This window comes from Patulibacter americanus DSM 16676 (assembly GCF_000420025.1).
Lineage (GTDB): Bacteria > Actinomycetota > Thermoleophilia > Solirubrobacterales > Solirubrobacteraceae > Patulibacter > Patulibacter americanus.
In genome coordinates this window covers 190,986-213,585 of record NZ_ATUD01000006.1, presented here as the reverse complement: position 1 = coordinate 213,585, position 22,600 = coordinate 190,986, and the positions used below count along the sequence as shown (strand labels likewise).

Here is a 22,600-nt window from a genome sequence, read left to right as displayed (position 1 = left end):
GCCCGGCCGCCGCGGCCGGGTCTACCCCGGCAGCGGCCCGCCGGCGAGCCCGATCGCCGCGCCGACGACGCCCGCGGCGAGCAGCGTCGTGACGACCCCGGCGCGCCCGGACAGGACGAGCGCGAGCCCCAGGGCCAGCAGCACGGCCTGCCACACCTCGGTCAGCGCGAGGGCCAGCGGCACCGAGGCGCCGAGGATCGCGCCGACCGCCGCGGGGCCCGCGCCGTCGAGGAACGACCGGACCCGCTCGTTCCCGCGCAGCCGGTCGAAGCGCCCGGCGAAGAGCAGGACCACCAGGAACGAAGGGGCGAACGCGACGACGGCCGCGAGCAGCGCGCCACCGACCCCTGCCGCGGCGAACCCCACGGCCGCCACGGTGTGCACGACCGGGCCCGGCGTGACCTGACCGAGGGCGACGGCGTCGAGGAACCGCGCGTCCGTCAGCCACCCGTGGCGGTCGACGGCGTCGGCCCGCATGAGCGGGATGATCACGAACCCGCCGCCGTACGAGAGCCCGCCGACCTTGAACGCGGTCCACGCCAGCGCGCCGAGCCCGCCGGTCGACGCGGCCGCGGCCAGGATCGCGACCGGCCACGCCTGCACGCCGACCCGCCCGCCGGCCGGGCCGCCGGCCGGTGCGCCAGCCGGGCCCGCGCCGCGCGCCCCGTCGTCGTCGACGTCGGCGCCCCGCGTTCCCCGGCGCGGCCCGCGCGGCCGACGCCAGGCGAGCTCGACGACCCCGCAGCCCAGCAGCACGACGACGACCCACGGTCCCGCCAAGACCGTCGCCAGTGCACCCAGCCCGACATAGACGAGCCACCGCGCCCGTCGGAGCCCCTCCGTCGCCCGTCGGGCGCTCGGGCCGACGAGGCCCCACCCCGCGTGCACGGCCACCGCGGCGACCACCGCGCCGGCCCCCGCGCCCGCGCCGCGCACCCACGAGGGCGGGGAGCCGGCGAGGAACAGCGCCGCCAGGGCGATGATCAGCACCAGGCCGGGGAGCACGAAGGCGAGTCCCCCGACCAGCGCGCCCGCGGCGCCTCGCATCCGCCAGGCGGTGAGGACGGCGAGCTGGGTCGAGGCGGGTCCCGGCAGCAGGTTCGTGGCGGCGATCGCGTCCTCGAACTCGGCCTCCGAGATCCACCGCCGGCGCTCCACGCACAGCTCCCGGAGCATCGCGATGTGGACGGGCGGGCCGCCGAAGCCCAGGCAGCCGATCCTCCCCCACTCCCGCAGGACCAGGCCGAGGCCGGGGGCGACGTGCTCCCCCGTCCCGCCGGGCCCCGCGGCCGGGTCGGGGCCCGGTGCGGGGCGTGCGGCGGCGGACATCGGCGGGACGGTAGCCCACCGTCACCCGGCACCCGTGAACGCCGCGTGGCGGCCGGCCGCAGGGCGGCCCCACCGACGGGCGCCGCGGACCTGAGAACACGTCCCATCTTGACCCTGGTCCGCATGCTCGCCCCCCGGGGCGGGGTAGCCGGGGAGCACGCGGCCCTCGCGGCCACCCCGATCCTCCGGAGATCCCATGAAGGCCCTCGCCTACCACGGTGTGCACGACGTGCGCATCGACACCGTCCCCGATCCCACGATCGAGCACCCCACGGACGCGATCATCAAGGTCACGTCGAGCGGCATCTGCGGCTCCGATCTGCACCTCTACGAGGTCCTCGGGCCCTACCTCGACGCCGGCGACATCCTCGGCCACGAGCCGATGGGCATCGTCGAGGAGGTCGGCTCCGAGGTCACCCACATCAAGCCGGGCGACCGCGTCGTCATCCCGTTCAACATCTCGTGCGGGCACTGCTTCATGTGCAACGGCGGGCTGCAGTCGCAGTGCGAGACGACGCAGGTCCACGAGTACGGCACCGGCGCCTCGCTGCTCGGGTTCTCCAAGCTCTACGGCCAGGTTCCCGGCGGCCAGGCCGAGTACCTGCGCGTGCCGCAGGCGCAGTACGGCCCGATCAAGGTCCCGCACGGCCCGCGGGACGACCGCTTCGTCTACCTGTCCGACGTCCTCCCGACCGCCTGGCAGGGCGTGGAGTACGCGAACATCCCGAAGGGCGGCACGGTCGCGGTCTTCGGCCTCGGCCCCATCGGCCAGATGGCCGCGCGTATCGCCCTGCACCGCGGCGCGTCGAAGGTCTTCGGCCTCGACCTCGTCCCGGAGCGCCTCGGCGTCGCCCAGCGCCACGGCGCCATCCCGATCGACGTCACCGACGTCGACGACCTCGCGGCGTTCCTGCGCGAGCAGACCGACGGCCGCGGCCCCGACAGCGTCATCGACGCCGTCGGCATGGAGGCCCACGGCGCGCCCACGGGCAAGTTCGCCCAGCGGATGGCCGGGTTCCTCCCCGACCCGCTCGCCCAGAAGGTCACGGAGACCGCCGGCATCGACCGCCTGAGCGTCCTGCACGGCGCGATCGACGTCGTCCGCCGCGGCGGCACCGTCTCGCTCTCCGGCGTCTACGGCGGCGCGGCCGATCCGATGCCGATGATGCAGATGTTCGACAAGCAGATCAACATGCGCATGGGCCAGGCGAACGTGAAGCGCTGGATCGACGACCTCATGCCGCTCCTCGAGGACGACAGCGACCCGCTCGGCGTCGAGCGCCTCGCCACGCACAAGCTCTCCCTGGACGACGGCCCGAAGGCCTACGAGACGTTCCAGAAGAAGGAGGACGGGATGATCAAGACCCTCCTCCAGCCGCACGGCCCCGCCTGATCCGGAGCCCTCCGGCGGCGGCGGAGTGCGCGCCGCCGCCCGAGGGGCGAGCATTCCGCATGGGTACGTCGAAGCGCCTCGCGCGGGTCGGGGTGCCTCCATCGGTCCGGGGGACGGCGGCGCGCCTGCCGCGAGGGGACGCGTCGTCCCCCCGGACGACAGCGATGCGCATGCGTGCGGCCGCCACGGGTAGACGCCCTCGCCGGGCGGCCTCCACCGCCCCGCGCGGCCCCGTCCGGGCGCCGCACCCCGACGGAGACGCCCGATGGACGACCAGCTGCTCGCGATCTACCTCAACGACCACCTCGCCGCCGCGACGGGGGGCCTCTCGCTCGCCCAGCGGGCGCGCGACGCGCACGAGCCGCTGGACCCGGACCTCCACCGGTTCCTCGTGGAGCTCACGGGCGAGATCGCCGAGGATCGCCGCGAGCTGCTCCGGGCGCTGCAGCTGCTCGGGGCGTCGAAGGACCCGCTCAAGCGGATCGTCGCCGCGCTCGCCGAGCGCGCCGGCCGTCTGAAGGCCAACGGCCGGCTCGTCAAGCGCTCGCCCCTCTCCAGCCTGGTCGAGCTCGAGGGCCTGTCGATCGCCGTCCAGGGCAAGCGCACGGGCTGGCTCGTCCTGCACGACCTCGAGCACCCGAAGCTGGCGCCGATCGACTTCGCGCAGCTCATCCGGCGCGCCGAGGACCAGCACCGCCGGATCGAGGACCGCCGCCGTCCGCTCGCCGTCCGCGTGCTGCGCGGCGACGACCCGAAGGCGGCCGCCGCGGCCGCCTCCGCCGCCGCTCAGGACTGAGCCTCCGCCACCGAGCACCGACCCCGGCGCACCGCGGCGGGGTCGATCGCGATCACGACCCGAGGGCCGAGCACCCGCGCAGACGCTCAGCGGAGGAAGGGCGTGTCCTGGCCGTCGCGCAGGGCGCGGATGCCGGCGTCGACGAAGCGCAGCGCCCGGTCCAGGACCAGCAGGCCCTCCTCGGCAGGATCCACCGCCGAGCCGTCCGCGTGCTTGTGATCGCCGAAGACGCCGAAGATGGCGAACGTCGCCGCGGCCGCCATGCGGGGCTCGAGCTCGTCGGGCGACGCGCCCAGGTCGTCCGCGATCGACACCGCGATCATGTGCTCGGCCTCGTACCGGAACCGCTGCTCGTAGGCCTGCAGCCCGGGGTCCGAATCGACGACGCGTCGCTGCGCGCGGATCTCGTCCTCGCGGTCCGCCCACTGGGGGAGCTGCTCGCCGAGCCAGGCCCGCAACGCGTCGGCGGTGGTCTCGTCCGGGCCCCGCTCGCGGAGCCGCACCCCGAGCTCGCCGAACGTGCCCGCCGCCTCGGGGAACACGAGGTCCTCCTTCGCCGGGAAGTACGAGGAGACCGTGCGGGGCGACACGTCGGCCGCCTCCGCGATCGCGGGGATGGTGGTCTCGTGGAACCCGTCGCGGGCGAACAGCTCGAGCGCGGTGCGGGCTATGCGCTCGCGCGTCTGTTGCTTCTTGCGCTCCCTCAGGCCCTCGGCGGCGGGACCCGCATCCTTCGTCATACAAGCACCCTACCGAAGTTGCAGCGCATGCAAGCCAGCAGTCGATGCAAAGCTGCAATAGCTGCGAAATTACCGTGACGGTGCTATGTTCCCCGGCGGCGCCGCTCCGGCGGTGCCGGTCCGCCCCCGTCAGGAGCACCATGTCCGCCCTGCTCGCACGCATCGCCCGCGCGCTCACCCATCATTGGAAGCGCAGCCTCGCCGCTGCCATCGCCATCATCGTCCTGCTCGGCGTCGTCGCCGGGCAGAGCTCACCCGCGCCCGACGACTTCTCGGCCCCCGGCACGGAGACCCAGCAGGCCCTCGACCTGCTGACGGCGCACTCCCCGGCGCTCGCCGGCTCCGAGGCCACCGTCGTCTTCTCCGCGAAGGACGGCAAGATCACGGACGCCAAGAACCGCGAGGCCGTGACCGCCGCCCTGGCGGAGATCAAGCCGCTCGTCGGCGCGAAGGGCACCGTCTCCGACCCGTTCACGGAGGGCGGTACCGTCTCGCCCGACGGGTCGATCGCGGCCGTCGACGTCCGGTACACGACCGAGCCGGCCGACCTCGAACCAGAGGACGGCCAGAAGCTCGAGGAGGCCGCCAAGACCGCCGAGGAGGGCGGCGGCGTCGCCGTCTCCATGCGCGGCACCGTGGTCGACATCGCTGCGGAGCAGGAGGCCCCGGTCGGTGAGCTCGTCGGCGTGGCGATCGCCATCGTGCTCCTGACGATCCTCTTCCGCTCGTTCGCCGCCATGGGCGCCACGATCTTCGGCGCACTGCTGGGCGTGATGGTCGGCCAGCTGCTGCTGACCGCGCTCGCCAAGCCGCTCGGTCTGCCGGAGTTCGCGTCGATCATCGCCGTGATGCTCGGCCTGGGTGCCGGCATCGACTACGCGCTGCTCATCATCGGGCGCTACCGGGAGCAGGTCGCCGCGGGCGACAGCGTCCGGGACGCGTCGGCCAAGGCCGCCGCGACCTCGGGCTCGTCCGTCGTCGCCGCCGGCCTGATCGTCATGGTCGCGATCGCCGGCCTGCTGGTCATCGGCATCCCGCTCATCGGCAAGATGGGCATCGGTGCCGCGATCGGCGTGGCCGCCGTCGTGCTCTCCGCGCTGACGGTGCTGCCGATCATGATCGGCGCGTTCAAGCGCTGGCTCACGCCGAAGAAGGCGTCGCACGTCGCGGCCTCCCCCGCGTTCGGCCGCTGGGCCGAGCGGGTCACGGCCCGCCCGTGGGTCTCCATCGCCGCCGGCGTCGTCGTGCTGCTGATCTTCGCGGCGCCCGTCACGCAGATGCGCCTGGGCCAGCCCGACGACGGCAACCAGCCGACGTCGAAGACCCAGCGCGTCGCCTACGACGAGCTCTCGAAGGGCTTCGGCCCGGGCTACAACGGCCCGTTCCTCATGGCGATCGACACGGGCGGCAAGCAGAAGCCGACCGAGGCGCAGCTCGCCAAGCTGCAGACCGCCATCGCCTCGACGCCCGGCATGGTCAAGCAGAGCGTGAGCCCGGCCGCGCCGACGCCGGACGGTGGCGCCGCGATCATCTTCGGCACGCCGACCACGGCGCCGCAGGACGCCCGCACCAGCGACACGCTGGAGAAGCTCCGGAAGGACGTCATCCCGCAGGCCACGGAGGGCACCCCCCTGGCGGGCAAGGTCTACGTCGGCGGCAACACGGCCGGGTTCGAGGACTTCTCGGACAAGGTCGCCTCCCGCCTGCCGCTGTTCATCGCGCTGGTCATCGGCCTCTCGGTGCTGCTGCTGATGGCCGCCTTCCGCTCGCTCTGGGTCCCGCTGGTCTCGGCCGTCTTCAACCTGCTGTCCGTCGGCGCCGCCTACGGCGTGGTCGTCGCGGTCTTCCAGGAGGGGGTGGGCGCGAGCCTGCTGGGGGTCGACAGCGGCGTGCCGATCGTGTCGTTCATCCCGGTGATGATCTTCGCGATCCTCTTCGGGCTGAGCATGGACTACAACGTGTTCCTGCTCTCCCGGGTGCACGAGGCCTACAACGAGGGTGAGGGGCCGCGCCAGAGCGTCATCACCGGCGTCTCGCGGATCGGCAAGGTCATCCTCTTCGCCGGCCTGATCATGGCGTCCGTGTTCCTCGCGTTCGTCTCGCAGCCCGACGTGACGGCGAAGATGATCGGCCTGGGCCTCGGCCTCGCGATCCTCATCGACGTCCTCGTCGTCCGGCTCGTGATCGCCCCGGCGGTCGTGACGCTCCTGGGCGACAAGGCCTGGTGGCTGCCGGGGTGGCTGGACCGGATCCTCCCGAACGTGTCCCTCGAGGGCCACCTCGTGAAGAACAAGGACCCCAAGGGCGAGCCGCTCCCCGGCATGGACAAGGACGTCTACGCCGCGCCGGCCGACTGACCCCGTCCCGTCCGTCCCCGCCAGATCGGTGGGGACGGACGGGACCGACGTCCTGACGTGCGACCGCGACCCGGCCCCGGCCGGGTCGCGGTCGTTCCGGGGCGGGTGCCGCAGACCGCGGGCGCGGCGGGCGCGGCGCCGGGGCGGTCGTGGCGTTGACGCCTCGGCGGCGCCAGCGGCGGACCCCGCGGACCCGGCGGCCGTGGGATCGCCGCCGCGCACCCTCAGTCGCCCGACACCGCCGGCCGCAGCCGCCGGTAGAGCGCGGCCCCGACGAGCAGCAGTGCGCCGAGCACGGCCCAGGCCACGACGCGCCCGGCGGTGTCGACGCCCGCGAGGTCGAGCAGCGCGATCTTCAGTCCCACGCCGGCCAGCAGCAGCAGCCCGGTCGAGCGGACGAGCACCGCGTCGCGCAGGAGACCCGCGGCCACGAGGGCGAGTCCCGTCGAGCCCCACAGCACGTCGCGCGCGACCTCGATCGCGTCGTCGCCACCGCCGAGCTGCACGGTCAGCCACCCGACGGCAATCGAGGCGGCGAGCAGGCCCAGGCTGCCCGCGCCGCCGACCACGAGGCCGCGGAAGACCGCGTCGACCTGCGGCCCGTCCGCCGCGGGGCCGGTCGGCATCCGGGGCCCGGGGCGGCCCCACGCGGCCACCGCCACCATGGCGGCGAGGGCCACGGCCAGCGGAGCGCCGGCGAGGCGGAGCAGGTCGTCCGTCGCGGCCACGCCCCAGGCGGCCTCGAGCGCCGCCCCGTCCGCGTGCAGCGTCGCGACGGTCGCGCCGACGCCCAGCAGCACGAGCGCGCCCAGCCGTGCCACCACGTCGGGCGCGCGCCGGTCCAGCAGCGCCAGCGCCGCAGCCTCGGCCGCGGCGACGCAGGCCAGGACCTCGGGGTCGGCGACGATCGCCGTCCAGCCGAGCGCCACGGTCAGCGCCGAGGCGTCGAGCACCATCCGGGCTCCCGGGCTGCGCGGGGCCACGACGCGCGCCGAGACGGCGCAGAGCGCGGCGAGCACGGCGGCGGAGGCGAAGAGCCCGGTGCCCGTGCCCACCTCGGCCGCGCCGACCGTCTCGACGAGGGCCAGGCCGGCGTGCAGCCCGAGCCCGCCGATGAGGACGGGGACCCGGGCCCGCGCCGCCCGCCGCGCCAGCACGGCGAAGCACAGGCCGGTGACGGCCCAGCCCACGAGCTGGCCGAACCCGGAGGCGACGAGCGCGAACCCCAGGTCGACCACGAGGACGGCGGCGGCGAGGAGCACGACCTCGACGACGGACCCCGACCGGGCCCGGCGGTGCACGCGCACCGCGCCGAGGACGAAGACGGCGGCGACCCCGGCGAGCGTGGCCGCGGCCTCCCAGGGCCGGTCGGCGGCCGCGTACCCCGCTCCGAGGGCGGCGGCGACGGCGGCGTGGACCACGAGCAGCAGCGGCATGGACCAGCGCTCGTGGGCCCGGGGCCGGGCGATCTCCCAGCCGGCGACCATCAGCAGCCCCGCGGCGGCCGCCGCGACGACCCCGACGCCGGACGCGGCGACCGCGAGGGCCGACGGGTCCACCGAGCCGGAGCCGTCGATCCCGTCGAGCAGCACGCCCGTGCGGTAGGCGACCTGCGGCAGGCCGAGCACCGTGGCGACCGCCGCCAGCCACGTCCACGGGCGGTGGCGCAGCAGCAGGCCGGTGGCCGCCATCGTGCCGATCACCATCGGCAGCACGAGCCCGTCGACTGGGGCCAGCACCGGGGCGGCGAGGGCGCCCAGCAGCCCGGCGCCGGCCAGCGGCGGTGCGTCCCAGCGCAACGCGAGCCCGGCGGCGGCCACGCCGAGGGCGGCCAGCAGCGCGATGCCGGCCGCGTCGGGCAGGAGCCCGTAGGTCGTCGTCGCCACGGCCGTCGTGGCGTAGAGCCCGGCCAGCCCGGTCCCGGCCATGACCCACGAGACCTCGCCCGCCCGGCCGGAGCGTGCGTTGCGCAGGCCTGCCGTCAGGAGCGCGGCCGAGGCGACGGCGCCGAGCACGCAGCGCAGCTCCTCCCCCAGCCACCCGTCGCGCACGCCGAGCCACAGCAGCGTGGCCAGCGCCGCGAGCAGTGCCGCGCCGCCCGCCCAGGCCAGGAGCCGGCCGCCGACGAACGCCTCGTCGAGCCGCAACCACGACTCGGAGTGGGACTCCGTCGCGGGCTCGGGCCGGGACGCGGAGCGCTCGGGCTCGAACGAGGGCCCGAACGCGAACTCGAACTCGGACGGGGATCCGGACGCGGACTCGGAGGGCACGCGCCGCGGCCTCTCGGTGGGGACCGTGCCGGGCCGGGGCGCCAGGTGGCCCGCGGGGCGCGGCCACACCGGCTCGGCGGCGGCCGGCCGCGGGGCGGCGACGGCCGGCGCGGCGCGGCGCGAGGGCGCACCGGACGCCACGGCGCCGCGGGTGATCAGGCGCTCGACCTCGGCGACGCGCTGCTCGAGCAGGTCGAGGCGGTCGGGGGCGGGCGGTGGGGCGGGACGGGACACGGACGACCTCCGGAAGGCGGGCGGGGCGTCTTGTCGACCCGCGGTCAGCGGACCGTAGCAGCGCTGCTGACCCGCGGTCAACACTTCTTGACCGTGGGTCGACAACTACTGACCTGTGGTCGACACCGCTATCCTGCGGACGTGCCCCTGTCCCGCAAGGCCGCCTCCGGCGACGCCGCACCGCTCCGCGCCCCGCGGCGCATGACCGTCGACGAGCGGCGCCGCCTGCTGCTCGAACGGGGCGAGCAGCTGTTCGCCGAGCACGACTACGCCGACCTGACGATGGCGAAGATCGCGCGGGCCGCCGGGGTGTCGAAGCCGCTCCTCTACCACTACTTCCCCACGAAGCAGGCGTTCTTCGTGGCGACCCTGCAGCGCGGCGCGGAGGACCTCTCGGCCCGCGTGCAGCCCGAGCCGGGCGTGCCCCTCGGGACGGCCGCACGCCGCAGTCTCGGGGCGTACTTCGACTGGATCGACGAGCGGCCGGTCGCGTTCCGGCGGTTGCTGACCGCCGCGGCCGCCGAGCCGGGCGTGCGCGACACGCTGCTGGGCATCCGTGCCGCCACCGTCGCGCAGATCGCCGAGGCGCTCGGCCACCCCGACGTGGAGCAGGCGCCCCCGGCGCTGCGGGCGGCCCTGAACGGCTGGCTGCTGTTCGTCGACGGCTGCGTGCTCGTGCGCCTCGACCTGGGCGCCCCGACCCGCGACGAGCTCGTCGAGCAGGTGCTCCTGACCCTGGGCGGCGCCGTCGCCGCGACCGGGGACGAGCGGGCGTTGTCGGCGCTGGCCGCGGCCGTCGCCCCCGAGTCCGACGCGGACTGACCCGGTGGCCCGCCGTCCCTCCCGCCGCGGCGGCCGCGCCGCGGAGCCCGTCCGCGTCGAGTCCGGCGTGGGCGTGCTCGAGCTCGTCCCCGACCGCGCCCGCCCCGGTGGCCGCCTGCTGCTGATCGACGGGCTGGCGCACGGCTACGTCGACCTGGACGATCCGACGCACCTCGAGCTGGACTACGTCGCCCGCATCGGCGCGGCCCTCGAGGTGCTCGTGCCGCGCGGGGCCGAGGCCGACGTCCTGCACCTCGGCGGGGGCGCGTTCAGCCTGCCCCGGTTCCTCGCCAGCACCCGGCCCGGCGTACGCCAGACCGCCGTCGAGCGCTCGGGCGCGGTCGTCAAGCTCGCCGAGCGACACCTCCGGCTACGCCGCTCGGAGCGCCTGCGGGTCCTGCAGGCCGACGGCGCCGCGATCGTCGCCGGAGCCCCCGACGACACCTACGACCTGGTCCTCGGCGACGCGTTCGTCGGCACGGAGACGCCGGCCCCGATGGCGACCGCGGCGTTCGCGGCCGAGGTGGCGCGCGTGCTGCGCCCCGGCGGGCGCTACCTCCTCAACGTCGTGGACCAGCCGCCGTGGCCGTTCGCGGCGGAGCAGGCGGGGTTCCTGCTCGGCGCCTTCGGGCACGCGCTGGCGTTCGGCGGCCGCGACGTCATGCGCGGCCGGCACGCGGGCAACGTCCTGCTGCTGGCCTCGGACGCCGCCCTGCCGCGCGACGCGCTGGCGCGTCGGCTCGCCGGCGGCGCCCACCCGGCCGAGGTCGTGCCGGCCGCCCGCTTCGCCGACGCCGCCTGAGCCCGCCCCTTCCGCACGCAGGGTCCCCTGTGGTTCGATGGCCCCGTGAGCGCGGCCGTCGAGGACCAGAACCGCCGCCTCCTGCGCGCCCGCGACGCGATGGACCGCCGCTTCGCCGAGCCCCTCGACGTGCCCGCGCTCGCCGCGATCGCCCACGTCTCCCCCGCCCACTTCAGCCGCACGTTCCGCGCGACGTTCGGCGAGACGCCCCACCGCTACCTGCAGCGCCGCCGCATCGAGCGGGCGATGGCACTCCTGCGACAGACGGACCGCAGCGTGAGCGACGTCTGCCTCGACGTGGGGTTCACGAGCCTCGGCACCTTCAGCCGCACGTTCAGCGCGATCGTCGGCGAGTCGCCCACGGCGTTCCGCAGCCGGGGCCGGCCCCCGTGGGTGCCGCCGTGCTTCGCGATGCGGTGGGAGCGACCGAGCAGTTTCGGAGAAGCCGAGGCAGTCGCGGCCGACTAGGTTCGCCCCATGCTCACCGGCCTGACCCACTCCGCCCTCTACGTGACCGACCAGGAGGAGGCCCTGGCCTTCTACGTCGGCAAGCTCGGGATGGAGGTGGCCGCCGACGTCGACCTGGGCGTGATGCGGTGGCTGACCGTCCGCGTGCCGGGCACGGACCGCGAGGTCCTGCTCGAGGTGCCGGGGCCGCCCGCGCACGACGAGGCCACCGCGGGCGAGGTCCGGGCGCTCCTGGCGAAGGGCGCACTCGGCCTGGGCTTCATCCTCACCGTCGACGACTGCCGCGCGACCTACGAGGCGTGGCGCGCCGCCGGCGTGGAGTTCGTCCAGGAGCCGACGGAGCACTTCTACGGGATCGACTGCGGCGTCCGCGACCCCTTCGGCAACAACCTCCGGGTCACGGAGCTCAAGGACACGGGCGCCGCGCCGCCCGACGCCGCCACGCTGCGCGAAGAGTTCCGGATGTAGCGCCAGGGCCGCTCGGGCGCCGCCGGCCACGCGGCCGCCACACCGAGGCGCCGCCGACTGCCCTCGGGCAGCGGCGGGTGCCCTCGGGCGGCGGCTGGGCCCCGGGTTCAGGCGCCGTCGTCGTCCAGCTCGGCGACGACGACCGTGCGCCGCTCGGCGCGCGAGCGCTCGCAGGCCGCGGCCAGCCGCTGCGCCGCGAGGGCGTCGGCGCCCGTGGCGCCCGTCGCCGGGCCGCCGCGCACGGCGCGCGCGAACGCCTCGAGCTCGGCCACGTACGCCGGGGCGAAGCGGGTCTGGAAGTCGCCCTGCCAGTCCGTGCGCGCGCCCTCCGGCGTGCGCCACTGCAGGTCGTGGATGCGGTGGTCGTCGCCGATCCGCACGGCCCCCTGGGTGCCGAGCACCTCGCCGGAGGCCTGGTAGCCGTAGACGGCGCTGCGGCCGTTGTCGATGATCCCGAGCGCGCCCGAGGCGAACTTGAGCGTGACGACGCCGATCTCGAGGTCGCCGACGGCGGCGATCTCCTGGTCGACGAGGACGGCGCCGTGGGCGGTGACCTCCTCGACCTCGCCGACCATCCAGCGGGCGCAGTCGAGGTCGTGGACGGTGACGTCGAGGTAGAGCCCGCCGGAGTCGGCGAGGAACGACGCCGCCGGTGCCCGCTGGTCCCACAGCTGGGAGCGGAAGAGCTGGACCTCGCCGAGCTCGCCGACGCGGACCCGCTCACGGGCGTGCGCCCAGGCGGGGTCGAAGCGGCGGTGGAACCCGATCTGGAGCAGCACCCCGGCCGCCTCGGCGGCGTCCGCGGCCCGGCGGCCGGCGGTCAGGTCCGACGCGATCGGCTTCTCGCACATGATCGCCTTGCCCGCCGCGGCGGCCTGGGCGATCAGCTCGGGGTGCAGCGGCGTCGGGGCGACGATCACGACCGCCTCGACATCGTCGCCGAGCGCGTCGGCGGGGTCCGTCGACCACGGGACGCCGAGCCGCTCGCCCTGGGCGCGCGCCACGTCCTCCACGGCGTCGACCACGCGGACGAGCCGGGCGCCGGGCACCCGGCCGGCCACGTTCTCGGCGTGCAGGCGCCCCAGGCGCCCGAGGCCGATGACGCTCATGCGGACCGGGTCCGCGGCGGTGAGCTCGGGCCCGATGGTGGACGGTGCGGGTGCGGCGGGGGACTCAGGCGACATCGGCGCCTCCTCGGTAGACGTCGACGAAGCGGAGGTAGCCGCGGGCGATCCGCTCCGCGGCCTCGGCGCGGTCGTTCTCACCGCTGAGCATCGCGCGCAGCGGCGCGCGCCAGATGGAGCGGCCGATCGCGAAGCCGACGAACCCGTCGGTGGCGGCCGCCACGCGCAGCCAGTGGTCGACGCGCTCCTGCGACGCCCCGGCGCCGAGGACGATGCACGCCACGCCTGCGCGGTGCGGCGCGTTGCGGGCCTGCTCCACCGTCGCTCGAGCGTCCGCGGGGTCGTCGAGGCCCTCGAGCTTCCACACGTCGACCTCGACGCCGGCGTCCTGCACGGCGGCCATGGCGCGGCGGATGAGTGCCGGGCGCAGCTCGCGCTCGAACCGCTCGACGTCACCGTCGACGGCCGCGAGCTGGTCCGCGGTCGGCGGCGTGATGAGCTCGAAGAGGAACCGCCGGCCGTGGGCCGTCAGCCAGTCCGACAGCTCGCGCAGCCGCTCGAGCTGCACGCGGTTGTCGTCCGCGGGACCGTCGGCGTTGAACCGCACGAGGACCTTGGCGAAGTCCGGGTCGAACGCCTCGATGTGGTCCCCGAACGCCGCGCCGTAGGCGGGGCGGAAGACGTCCTGGTCGGGCTCCTCCACCGGCATCGTGACGACGGCGCCGGCGGCCTTCGCGTCGCGGGCGACCTGCGCCCCGTAGAGCTCGTCCACCAGCACGCCCAGGCGCTCCCGGGGCACGCCGCCCAGCGCGATCGCGCGCTGGAGACCCTCGAGGATCACCGCCTTGCAGTCGGCGATCGTGCCCTCGTCCTCCGGGCTCGGCACGTCCACGTCGAGCACGGAGCGCGCGAACACCCCCCGGTGGTCGAACGCGAGGAAGTACAGCTCCTCGTCGTAGCCGCGGGCCACGGGGGCCTCGGCGGGGGCGGTGTCGTGCGTGGGGGTCATCGGCTGGGGCGCTCGGGGACGGCGGCGTCGGTGACCGCGCCCTGCGCGCGGGTCCAGGCCAGGGAGGGGTCGTCGACGAACGCCCAGCTGCGCGTGGGGCCTGCCATGACGTTGAGGTAGTGCACCGCGACCCCGGGGGGCGCGGCGACGGTGTGGTACCCGCGGGGCACGAGGACGACGTCGCGGTCGGAGACGGCCATCGTCTCGTCCAGGCTGCGGTCGTCGGTGTAGACGCGCTGGATCCCGAAGCCGTCGGCCGGGTGGACCCGGTGGTAGTACGTCTCCTCGAGCAGCGACTCCTCCGGCAGCGCGTCGCGCTCGTGCTTGTGCGGCGGGTAGCTCGACCAGTGGCCCGACGGGGTCAGGACCTCGCAGACCAGCAGGCTCTCCGCGCTGCCCTCGTCCATCAGGACGTTGTGGACGTGGCGCTCCTGCGTGCCGTAGCCGCGGATCTCGGTCGGCACGGCGTCGAGCACCCGCGGGGCGGTGCCGGTCTCGGCCGGCGCGGTGCAGACGGCGACCTCGGCTCCACCGGTGGCGGCCTCGACCCGGAAGGCGGTGCTCGGCGGCAGGTACGCCGCGACGGGGGCACCGTCGAAGGGCCGCGCGCGGCCGCCGACGTCGCGCCACTCCCCGTGCTCCGACGACACGTGGACGTGGCCCGAGAGCAGCACGATGCAGGTCTCACGGCCGACGGCAGGGCGCTCGAACGTCTCCCCCGCGGGCAGCGCGAGGACCTCGAAGCCCACGTACGTCCAGCCCGCGGACTCCGGGGTGACCGAGACGATCGAGCCGCCGCCGTCCGGGTCGACGGCGGACGGGCGGATGAGGAGCCGGCTCACGGGGTGACCTCCAGGTAGTGGCGCTGCTTCTGGCGCGCCTCGTCGTAGGCCCGGCGCGCGGCCTGGACCTCGGGGCGGTCGGACTGCGCGGCGACGGGCACGTCCCACCACCCCTCGTAACTCGGGACGCCCGCGTAGCGGTCGACCTCGACGTGGATCGCGACCGGGCCGTCGGCGCCCTCGGCGGCGGCGAGCGCGGCGCGCAGCTCGGCGTCCGTCGTGACCTCCGTGACGGGTACGCCGAGGCTGCGGACGTTGCCGACCAGGTCGATCGCCTGCGGCTCGGCGGGGGCGCGCAGGTCGGCGCCGCCGCGGGGGGCGAGGCCGTCGCCGTCGGGCGCGTCCAGCACCGGCGCGTCGTCCGGCGCCAGGCGGTGGTGCGTGCCGAAGCCGGCGATCCCGACGGAGCGCGCAAGCCCGCCGATCGACGCGTAGCCGTGGTTCTGCACGATCACGAGCACCATCCGCGTGCGCTCCGCCACGGCCGTCACGAGCTCGGACGGGAGCATGAGGTACGACGCGTCGCCGATCAGCACGAACACGCGGCGCTCGGGCGCGGCGAGGCCGATGCCGATGCCGCCGGGGATCTCGTAGCCCATGCAGGAGTAGCCGTACTCCACGTGGTAGCCCTTGCCGTGCGGGTCCCGCGCGCGCCAGAGCTTGTGCAGGTCGCCCGGCATGGAGCCGGCGGCGTTGACGACGACGCCGGTCTCGCCCGCGGCGTCGTTGACCGCGGCGATCGTGGCCGCCTGGGTCAGCGTGCCGTCCTGCGGGACGGCGATCTGGCGCAGGCGCTCCTCCTCCCACGCCCCGCGCTCGGTCGCGGCGCGCTCCTGCCACTCCGCGGGGGCGCGCACGTCCCCCAACGCCTCCGTGAGCTGCCCGAGCGCCACGCGGGCGTCGGCCTGCAGTGCCACGCCGGCGTGCTTGTGGGCGTCCATCGCGGCGACGTTGACGTTCACGAACCGCACGTCGGGGTCCTGGAACGCCGTCTTCGACGCGGTGGTGAAGTCGGCCCAGCGGGTGCCGATGCCGATGACGACGTCGGCCTCGCGCGCCAGGCGGTTGGCCGCCGTGGTGCCCGTGTGCCCGACGGCGCCGAGCGCGAGCTCGTGGTCGCTGAGGAGCGCCCCGCGGCCGGCGAAGGTCTCGCCGACGGGGATTCCCGTGGCGGTCGCGAAGGCGGCCAGCTCGGCGGTGGCCCCGCTGTAGACCACGCCGCCGCCGGCGACGATCAGGGGCCGCTTTGCGCCGCGGATCAGGGCCGCCGCGCGGGCCAGAGCCTCGGGCGCGGCGGGCTGGCGGTCCACGTGCCACGTGCGCTCGGCGAGGAACGCCTCGGGGACGTCGACGAGCTCCGTCTGCACGTCCTCGGGGAGCGCGAGGGTGACCGCGCCCGTCTCGGCGGGGTCGGTCAGCACGCGCATCGCCTCGAGCGCGGCCGGGATCAGCTGCTCGGGCCGGACGATGCGGTCGAAGTAGCGCGAGACGGGGCGCAGGCAGTCGTTGACCGACGCAGTTCCGTCGTGCGGGGATTCGAGGCCCTGCAGGACGGGGTGCGGCACGCGGCCGGCGAACGTGTCGCCGGGGAGCAGCAGGACGGGCAGCCGGTTGATCGTGGCCAGCGCGGCGCCCGTCACGAGGTTCGTGGCGCCCGGGCCGACGGAGGTCGTGACGGCGAAGGCGCCCATCCGGTTGGCCTGGCGGGCGTAGCCGCAGGCCACGTGCACCATGGCCTGCTCGTTGCGCCCGGGGTGGTAGCGCAGGCGGTCCTGGCCCGCCAGCAGCGCCTCGCCGAGCCCGGCGACGTTGCCGTGGCCGAAGATCCCGAAGCAGCCGGCGAAGAACGGGCGCCGCTCGCCGTCGCGCTCCACGTGCTGGGCGGCGAGGAACCGCACGAGCGCCTGGGCGACGGTCAGCCGCACGGTGCTCACGCGACCACCTCGTCGCCGGCGACGGCGCGCAGCTGGTCGAGGGTCGGCATCGCGTCCGCGCAGGCCAGCTGCGTCGAGACGTAGGCGCCGGCGGCGTTGGCCAGCCGCACCGCGCGCTCGATCGGCCAGCCGTGCAGCAGGCCGTGGCAGAGCGCACCGCCGAAGGCGTCCCCGGCACCCAGGCCGCAGACGACGTCGACGGGGTAGGGCGCGATGTCCCACCGCTCCTCCGGCGTGGCGACGAGCACGCCCTCGGGCCCGCGCTTGACGATCGCGGCCTGCAGGCCCAGCTCGAGCAGCGCGTCGGCCGCGGCGTCGGGCTCGCGGGTGCCGACGGCCACCTCGACCTCGTCCCGGTTGCCGACGGCGATCGTGGCGTAGGGCAGCGCCTCGCGCGCCCAACGGCCGGCCTCGGCCGGGTCGGACCAGAACATCGGCCGGTGGTCGAGGTCGAAGATCGTGGTCGCCGACGGGTCGTGCTCGTGGCGGGCGCGCGCCGCGGCGATCGTCGTGCCGCGGCTGGGCTCGACGGAGAGCCCCGTGCCCGTGAACCACAGGATCCGGCTGGAGTGCACGGCGTCGAGGTCGAGCTCGTCCTCGCGCAGCTGCAGGTCCGGGGCGCTGGGCTCGCGGTAGAAGAGCAGCGGGAAGTGGTCCGGCGGGTGCAGCTCGCAGAACGTGATCGGCGTGCGCAACGTCGGGTCCGTCCCGACGAAGCGGTCGTCCACCCCGAACTCGCGCAGCGCGCGCCGCACGTAGGGGCCGAACGGGTCGTCGCCGACCTTCGTCACCACCGCGCTGTGGTTGCCCAGCCGTGCGGCGGCGACCGCCACGTTGGACGGGCTGCCACCGAGCGACTTGGCGAAGCTCGTGACGTCCGCCAGGCCGACGCCGGACTGCTCGGGATAGAGGTCCACCCCGATGCGTCCGAACGTCAGCAGGTCCAGCGGCGTGTCGCTCATCGGGCGTCTCCGTGGGCGGCGGCCGCGGGGGCGGCCTCCGCGTCGATCTCGGCGGTCGTCACCGTGCGGCCCTCGCGCAGCGAGCGCCAGGCGGCGAGACCGATGACCAGGGGGGCGCGGGCGGCGTCGACACCGGCCTCGGGCGTCCGGCCGGCGCGCACGTCGCCGACGAACCGCGTCCACTGCTCGAGGTAGGCCGGCACGTAGCGGTCGACGAAGAACGACGGGAGCACCGGTGCGCTCGTCCCCGCCGCCGTCCGGACGACCCCGGTGTGCAGGAGCGGGTTGTCCGACGCCGCCATGCCCAGCGAGCCGTGCACCTCGACCCGCTGGTCGTAGCCGTAGGGCGACTGGCGGCTGTTGTCGATCGAGGTGAAGCTGCCGTCCTCGTGCGTGAGGGTGACGAGCGCCGTGTCGACGTCGTCGGCCTCGGCGAACTCGGGACGGATCCGCAGCCCGCCGACCGCGTGCACGGAGACGACCTCGCTACCCGTCACGAACCGCGCCATGTCGAAGTCGTGGACCGTCATGTCGAGGAACAGCCCACCGGAGTGGCGGACGTACTCCAGCGGCGGCGGGGCGGGGTCCCGGGAGCTGATGCGGACGAGGTGGACGTCGCCGACGACCCCGTCGACCACCGCGGCGCGCACGGAGGCGTGCGCCGGGTCGTAGCGGCGGTTGAAGCCGATCTGGAACGGCACCCCGGAGGAGCGGACCACGGCCAGAGCCCGGTCGACCTCGGCCAGGTCGAGCGAGATCGGCTTCTCGCAGAAGATCGCCTTGCCGGCGCGCGCGGCGGCGACGATCAGCCCGGCGTGCGTGTCGGTGCTCGTGCAGATCGCGACGGCGTCGACGTCGTCGGACTCCAGGAGCTCCTCCGCCGTCGCCGCGACGCGGACGCCGAGCAGCTCGCCGACCGCCTCCGCCGCGGGCGCGTGAACGTCGAAGACCCCGACGACCGTGGCGCCCGGCACCTGCCGGTGCAGGAGCTCCGCGTGGAAGCGCCCGATGCGCCCCACGCCGAGCACCGCGACCCGCAGGTCGGGGCGCTCGTCGACCTCGGGGGCACCGAATCCGGCGCCGCTCATGCCGGCTCCCCCTTCTGCAGCTCGTGGGCGAGCTGCTCGAGCTCGGCCCCGCCCGACATCTGGTGCACGAGCTCGTCGCGGGTGATCTCGCCCTTCTGCCACGAGCCCTTCAGGCGCCCGCGGTTGAGGATCACGAAGCGGTCGCCGATCGGGAACGCGTGGTGCGGGTTGTGGGTGATGAAGATGACCCCCACCCCGCGGTCGCGCGCGGCGGCGATGTAGCGCAGCACGCGCCCGGCCTGCTTGACGCCGAGCGCCGAGGTCGGCTCGTCCAGGATCAGGACGCGCGCGCCGAAGTACATGGCGCGGGCGATGGCCACGGCCTGGCGCTCGCCGCCCGACATCGTGCCGATGGGCTGCTCCGGGTCGCGGACGTCGATGCCCATCTTCGCGAGCTCCTCGCGGGTGATCCGCTTCGCGGCGGCGCGGTCCAGCCGCCGCAGCGGCCCGACCCCCTTCTGCGGCTCGCTGCCGAGGAAGAAGTTGCGCCAGACCGACATCAGCGGCACCGTCGCGAGGTCCTGGAAGACCGTGGCGACGCCCCGCTCGCGCGCCGCCCGCGGCGACGTCAGGCGGTGCTCGTGCCCGTTGATGAGCAGCTCGCCCTCGTCCTGCTGGTGGACGCCGGAGAGGATCTTGATGAACGTCGACTTGCCGGCCCCGTTGTCGCCCAGGACGCAGGTGACCTTCCCCGCCTCGACGACGCAGGAGACGTCCTTCAGGGCCACGACGTTGCCGAAGTGCTTCGACACGTTGCGGACCTCGAGGGCGACCGCGCCGCGCTCGAGCGGCGGGAGGCCCCCGGCGTCCGTGGTGGTCGTCGTGGCGGTGCTGTCCTGCGTGCTCATCGGCGGGCCTCCGAGGCGCGCTTGCGGATCCAGGTGTTGAGCATCACCGCGAGCAGCAGGACCACTCCGAGGAAGAGGAACCGCCAATCGGTGTTCCAGCCCGAGAACTGGATGCCGATGAAGGCCATCCCGGTGATGAGGGCGCCGAGCGCCGCGCCGATCGCGGAGCCGAAGCCCCCGGTCAGCAGGCAGCCGCCGACGACGGCCGCGACGATGAACTGCAGCTCCTGCCCGACGCCCTGGCTGGCCTGGGCGGACGAGATCTGGAGCGCGACGATGATCCCCGTCAGGCCGCTCGCCAGCGCGGTGCCCATGAACAGGGTGATCTTCACGCGGACGACGGGCACGCCGACGTTGCGTGCGGCCTCGAGGTCGCCGCCCACGCCGTAGACCCAGTTGCCGAACCGCGTGCGGGTCAGCGCCCAGGTGGCCAGGAGCGTGACGGCGATCCACCAGAGCACGCTGATCTGGAAGTTGTACGGGGCCCAGAAGGTGCCGCCGAAGACGCCGCGGGCGGCGTCGAACCCCGAGGCCTGGTCGAGGCCGGAGACCGCGACCGCGCCGGTGATCGCCTTCGTGACGCCGAGGTTGGCGCCCTGCAGGATGAAGAAGGTCGCGAGCGTGACGATGAAGCTGGGCAGCTTCGTCCGCATCACGAGGTAGCCGTTGATCGCCCCCACGCACGCCGCGAACAGCAGCGTGAGGACGATCGCGAGCCAGATGTTCAACCCGGCCTCCGTGGCCAGCAGACTCATCACGAGGCCCGACGTGCCGACCATGACGCCGGCGGAGAGGTCGAACTCCCCGCCGATCATGAGCAGCGCGACCGCGACCGCCGGGATCCCCAACGTCGCCGCCACGCCCGTCCAGTTCGCGATGCCCGAGAGCTCCCCGAACCCGCGGGCGTAGAGGGCGAAGAAGATCCCGACGACGAGGCTGGCCACCAGCGCCCCCACCTCGGGGCGCCGGAGGATCAGGGCGAACGGAGTCGTGCGGCCGACCCGCTCGTCCCCGGACGGGGCCGAAGCACCCGTCGGGGACGGCGACACGGTGACCGGGTCGGTGCTCATCGGATGCCGTCCCCCGCGAGCTTCTCGACCTGGGCGGCGTTCTTGGCGTCGACGATGCCCGGGCCGGTGAGGACCGTGCGGCCGCCGCCGACGACGGTGCCGGTGCTCTTGTAGAGCTGGAACAGCGTCATCGGCAGGTAGCCCTGGAGGTAGGGCTGCTGGTCCACCGCGAACTCCACGGAGCCGTCCTGGATCGCCTTGGCGATGTCACCGCTGAGGTCGAAGGTCGCGATCTTGACCTTCTTGCCCGAGCTGGAGACCGCGCTCTTCGTGGCCAGCGCCATCTCCGGGTCGAGCGTGACGACCGCGTCGATGGCGTCGTCGGCCTGCAGCTTGGACTTGATCTCGTTCGTCGAGGTCGCGACGTCCTTGTTGCCGGCGACGTTCGTGGCCTCGAAGTCGCCGCCGAGGCCGGTCTTCACACCGTCGCAGCGGGCCTGCAGCTCGACGTTGCTCTGCTCGTGGTTCACGCAGAGGATCTTCTTGACGCCCTCGTCCTTCAGGCGCTTGCCGACGGCCTCACCGGCGATCGTCGGGTCCTGGCCGACGCCGGCGATAGCGCCCATCTCGGCGAACTTCTCGACGCCGGAGTTGAGGACGACGACCGGGATGCCGGCCTTCGTGGCCTGCGCGACCGCGCCCTTGATGGCGTCGGGGTTCGGGGCGGACACCGCGATGCCGTCGGGCTTGCGCCCGATCGCGGCCTCGATCAGCTGCGCCTGCCGCTGCGGGTCGTTGGCTGACTCGGCGTAGTTGAGCTCGATGCCGAGGTCCTTCGCCCCGGCCTCGGCCCCGCGCTTGACGATGGACCAGTAGGCCCCGGAGTCGCCGTGGGTGACCATCGCGACCTTCAGGCCGGAGCCGGCGGTGAGCTTGACGTCGTCGGACGCCTTGCCCCCCGTGTCGGCGCCGGGCCCGTTGGACCCGCACGCGGCGAGCGCGAGCGCTGAGCCGACGGCGGCGATGGTCGCGCCGACCCGTGACAGGCGACGACCGTGGTGCTGCTTCTGAGTACTCATCGACGTACTTCCTCTCTCTCCGGAGCCGTCGTGTCGAGGAACGCAAGGCTCTCGCGCACGCTGTTGATCGGTCCGCTGCCCACCGGAGGCTCCTGCCCGGTGATCGCGGTGTCCTGCTCGAGCACCATCCAGCGCCCGTACCCCTGTTCGCGCAGCAGCTCCAGCACTTCGGCGATGCGGCCGTCTCCCCGGCCCAAGGGCCGGAACAACCCGGCCTGCACCGCCTCCATGAGGCTCAGCTCCCCCGCCCGGAGACGTGTGACGATCGCACGGTCCACGTCCTTCAGGTGGACATGCACGATCCGGTCCCCGTGCAGGCGGACGAAGTCGACGGGATCGAACCCCCCGATCACGAGGTGACCCGGGTCCAGGCACCACCCCGCGGTGGAGGTCTCGAGCAGTCGCTGCACGTCGGAAGCTTCCTCGATCAGCGTGCCCTGGTGCGGGTGGACCGCCAACGTGAGGCCCAGCTCGGCCACCGCGGCGGCGACCTCGTCGACGTGGCGCCCGATCCGGACCCAGTCCTCGGCGTTCAGCGCCGGCGGCGCGGACCAGTCCGCGTCGGCGATGATCGCCAGGACGAAGGTGTCCGCGCCCGCGGCGGCCATGACGCCGCCGATGCGCCGCGCCTGCTCCAGGGCCTCCGTGATGTCGGGGCCGTGGAGGACGAGCGGGACGAAGCCGCCGACGAGCCGCAGCCCGTGGGGCTCGAGCGCGTCGCGGATGGCCTCGGCGTCCAGCGCGAGGTAGTCGTCCACAGGACCGAGCTCGGTGGCCTGCAGGCCGAGCTGAGCCATCTCGCCGAACACGCGCTCGGGGGGCAGCATGGTGCCCCAGCCGGGCACCTCGCAGACGCCCCACGAGATCGGGGCTCCTGCGAGGGCGGGCGCTTGGGCACGTGACGGTGTTGCGGACATCTCTCCCCTGTTCTCCGGCTTCGCTCCCGGTCACACTCGTCGTTAGAGCGCTCTAACCGTTGGAGCGCTCCAAACCTATCCGCGGCCGTCGGCGGAATGCAAGGATGT

At 74.7% G+C, this 22,600-nt stretch carries 20 protein-coding genes; 7 read left to right on the top strand and 13 right to left on the bottom strand.

The window, feature by feature from the left end:
• Window positions 1–21: 21 nt before the first annotated feature.
• Window positions 22–1,329, bottom strand: a complete 1,308-nt coding sequence (gene chrA, locus F593_RS0111970) for a chromate efflux transporter (RefSeq protein WP_022928994.1) — start codon at window positions 1,327–1,329, stop codon at window positions 22–24.
• Between the two features lie 196 nt (window positions 1,330–1,525).
• Here chrA and F593_RS0111965 point away from each other — a divergent pair, with 196 nt between their 5' ends.
• Both F593_RS0111965 and F593_RS24695 read left to right on the top strand, forming a co-directional pair.
• A complete protein-coding gene (locus tag F593_RS0111965; RefSeq protein WP_022928993.1) occupies window positions 1,526–2,722 on the top strand; it encodes a zinc-dependent alcohol dehydrogenase in 1,197 nt (398 codons plus the stop codon).
• A 265-nt stretch (window positions 2,723–2,987) separates the two neighbouring features.
• Window positions 2,988–3,518 carry a hypothetical protein gene (locus F593_RS24695; protein WP_022928992.1) on the top strand — a complete coding sequence of 177 codons (531 nt, stop codon included), beginning with the start codon at window positions 2,988–2,990 and terminating at the stop codon, window positions 3,516–3,518.
• A gap of 86 nt (window positions 3,519–3,604) precedes the next feature.
• Here F593_RS24695 and F593_RS24690 read toward each other — a convergent pair whose 3' ends face one another.
• On the bottom strand, window positions 3,605–4,258 hold the full coding sequence (locus tag F593_RS24690; RefSeq protein ID WP_022928991.1) for a TetR/AcrR family transcriptional regulator: 654 nt from the start codon (window positions 4,256–4,258) through the stop codon (window positions 3,605–3,607).
• 140 nt (window positions 4,259–4,398) lie between these two features.
• Here F593_RS24690 and F593_RS0111950 point away from each other — a divergent pair, with 140 nt between their 5' ends.
• A complete protein-coding gene (locus tag F593_RS0111950; protein ID WP_022928990.1) occupies window positions 4,399–6,615 on the top strand; it encodes an MMPL family transporter in 2,217 nt (738 codons plus the stop codon).
• A gap of 224 nt (window positions 6,616–6,839) precedes the next feature.
• Here the strand turns inward: F593_RS0111950 and F593_RS0111945 are convergent, their stop codons facing one another.
• A complete protein-coding gene (locus F593_RS0111945; protein ID WP_022928989.1) occupies window positions 6,840–9,119 on the bottom strand; it encodes a DUF2339 domain-containing protein in 2,280 nt (759 codons plus the stop codon).
• A gap of 141 nt (window positions 9,120–9,260) precedes the next feature.
• Between F593_RS0111945 and F593_RS28300 the strand changes: the two genes are divergently transcribed.
• The 4 genes from F593_RS28300 to F593_RS0111925 are packed head-to-tail and all read left to right on the top strand — an operon-like array spanning window position 9,261 to window position 11,679.
• Window positions 9,261–9,941: a TetR/AcrR family transcriptional regulator gene (locus F593_RS28300; RefSeq protein ID WP_022928988.1), complete on the top strand. Its 681-nt coding sequence runs from the start codon at window positions 9,261–9,263 to the stop codon at window positions 9,939–9,941.
• A 4-nt stretch (window positions 9,942–9,945) separates the two neighbouring features.
• A complete protein-coding gene (locus F593_RS24680; RefSeq protein WP_022928987.1) occupies window positions 9,946–10,743 on the top strand; it encodes a spermidine synthase in 798 nt (265 codons plus the stop codon).
• Window positions 10,744–10,788: 45 nt separating this feature from the next.
• Window positions 10,789–11,211, top strand: coding sequence for a helix-turn-helix domain-containing protein (locus F593_RS0111930; RefSeq protein WP_022928986.1), 423 nt, complete (start codon window positions 10,789–10,791; stop codon window positions 11,209–11,211).
• 9 nt (window positions 11,212–11,220) lie between these two features.
• On the top strand, window positions 11,221–11,679 hold the full coding sequence (locus F593_RS0111925; RefSeq protein WP_022928985.1) for a VOC family protein: 459 nt from the start codon (window positions 11,221–11,223) through the stop codon (window positions 11,677–11,679).
• Window positions 11,680–11,786: 107 nt separating this feature from the next.
• Here F593_RS0111925 and F593_RS0111920 read toward each other — a convergent pair whose 3' ends face one another.
• From F593_RS0111920 to F593_RS0111875, 10 genes are read right to left on the bottom strand one after another with little or no spacing between them, the layout of a single operon-like run.
• Window positions 11,787–12,863: a Gfo/Idh/MocA family protein gene (locus F593_RS0111920; RefSeq protein ID WP_022928984.1), complete on the bottom strand. Its 1,077-nt coding sequence runs from the start codon at window positions 12,861–12,863 to the stop codon at window positions 11,787–11,789.
• Window positions 12,853–13,812 (bottom strand): 2-deoxy-5-keto-D-gluconate 6-phosphate aldolase domain-containing protein, encoded by a 960-nt coding sequence (locus F593_RS0111915; RefSeq protein ID WP_022928983.1) that lies wholly within the window; start codon window positions 13,810–13,812, stop codon window positions 12,853–12,855. The genes F593_RS0111920 and F593_RS0111915 overlap by 11 nt, the downstream gene beginning before the upstream one ends.
• Window positions 13,809–14,654 (bottom strand): 5-deoxy-glucuronate isomerase, encoded by an 846-nt coding sequence (gene iolB, locus F593_RS0111910; RefSeq protein ID WP_022928982.1) that lies wholly within the window; start codon window positions 14,652–14,654, stop codon window positions 13,809–13,811. Before iolB ends, F593_RS0111915 begins: the two co-directional genes overlap by 4 nt.
• Complete coding sequence (iolD, locus tag F593_RS0111905) at window positions 14,651–16,588, bottom strand: 3D-(3,5/4)-trihydroxycyclohexane-1,2-dione acylhydrolase (decyclizing) (RefSeq protein WP_022928981.1); 1,938 nt, start codon at window positions 16,586–16,588, stop codon at window positions 14,651–14,653. The genes iolB and iolD overlap by 4 nt, the downstream gene beginning before the upstream one ends.
• Window positions 16,585–17,550: a 5-dehydro-2-deoxygluconokinase gene (gene iolC / locus F593_RS0111900; RefSeq protein WP_022928980.1), complete on the bottom strand. Its 966-nt coding sequence runs from the start codon at window positions 17,548–17,550 to the stop codon at window positions 16,585–16,587. The genes iolD and iolC overlap by 4 nt, the downstream gene beginning before the upstream one ends.
• Window positions 17,547–18,638, bottom strand: a complete 1,092-nt coding sequence (gene iolG, locus F593_RS24675) for an inositol 2-dehydrogenase (RefSeq protein ID WP_022928979.1) — start codon at window positions 18,636–18,638, stop codon at window positions 17,547–17,549. Before iolG ends, iolC begins: the two co-directional genes overlap by 4 nt.
• A complete protein-coding gene (locus F593_RS0111890) occupies window positions 18,635–19,486 on the bottom strand; it encodes an ATP-binding cassette domain-containing protein (RefSeq protein WP_022928978.1) in 852 nt (283 codons plus the stop codon). The genes iolG and F593_RS0111890 overlap by 4 nt, the downstream gene beginning before the upstream one ends.
• Window positions 19,483–20,556, bottom strand: coding sequence for an ABC transporter permease (locus F593_RS0111885; protein ID WP_022928977.1), 1,074 nt, complete (start codon window positions 20,554–20,556; stop codon window positions 19,483–19,485). The genes F593_RS0111890 and F593_RS0111885 overlap by 4 nt, the downstream gene beginning before the upstream one ends.
• A complete protein-coding gene (locus F593_RS0111880; RefSeq protein ID WP_022928976.1) occupies window positions 20,553–21,575 on the bottom strand; it encodes a sugar ABC transporter substrate-binding protein in 1,023 nt (340 codons plus the stop codon). The genes F593_RS0111885 and F593_RS0111880 overlap by 4 nt, the downstream gene beginning before the upstream one ends.
• The gene (locus tag F593_RS0111875; RefSeq protein WP_211216163.1) at window positions 21,572–22,402 is read right to left on the bottom strand and encodes a sugar phosphate isomerase/epimerase family protein; all 831 of its coding nucleotides are present in this window, start codon (window positions 22,400–22,402) and stop codon (window positions 21,572–21,574) included. The genes F593_RS0111880 and F593_RS0111875 overlap by 4 nt, the downstream gene beginning before the upstream one ends.
• Between the last annotated feature and the right edge of the window lie 198 nt (window positions 22,403–22,600).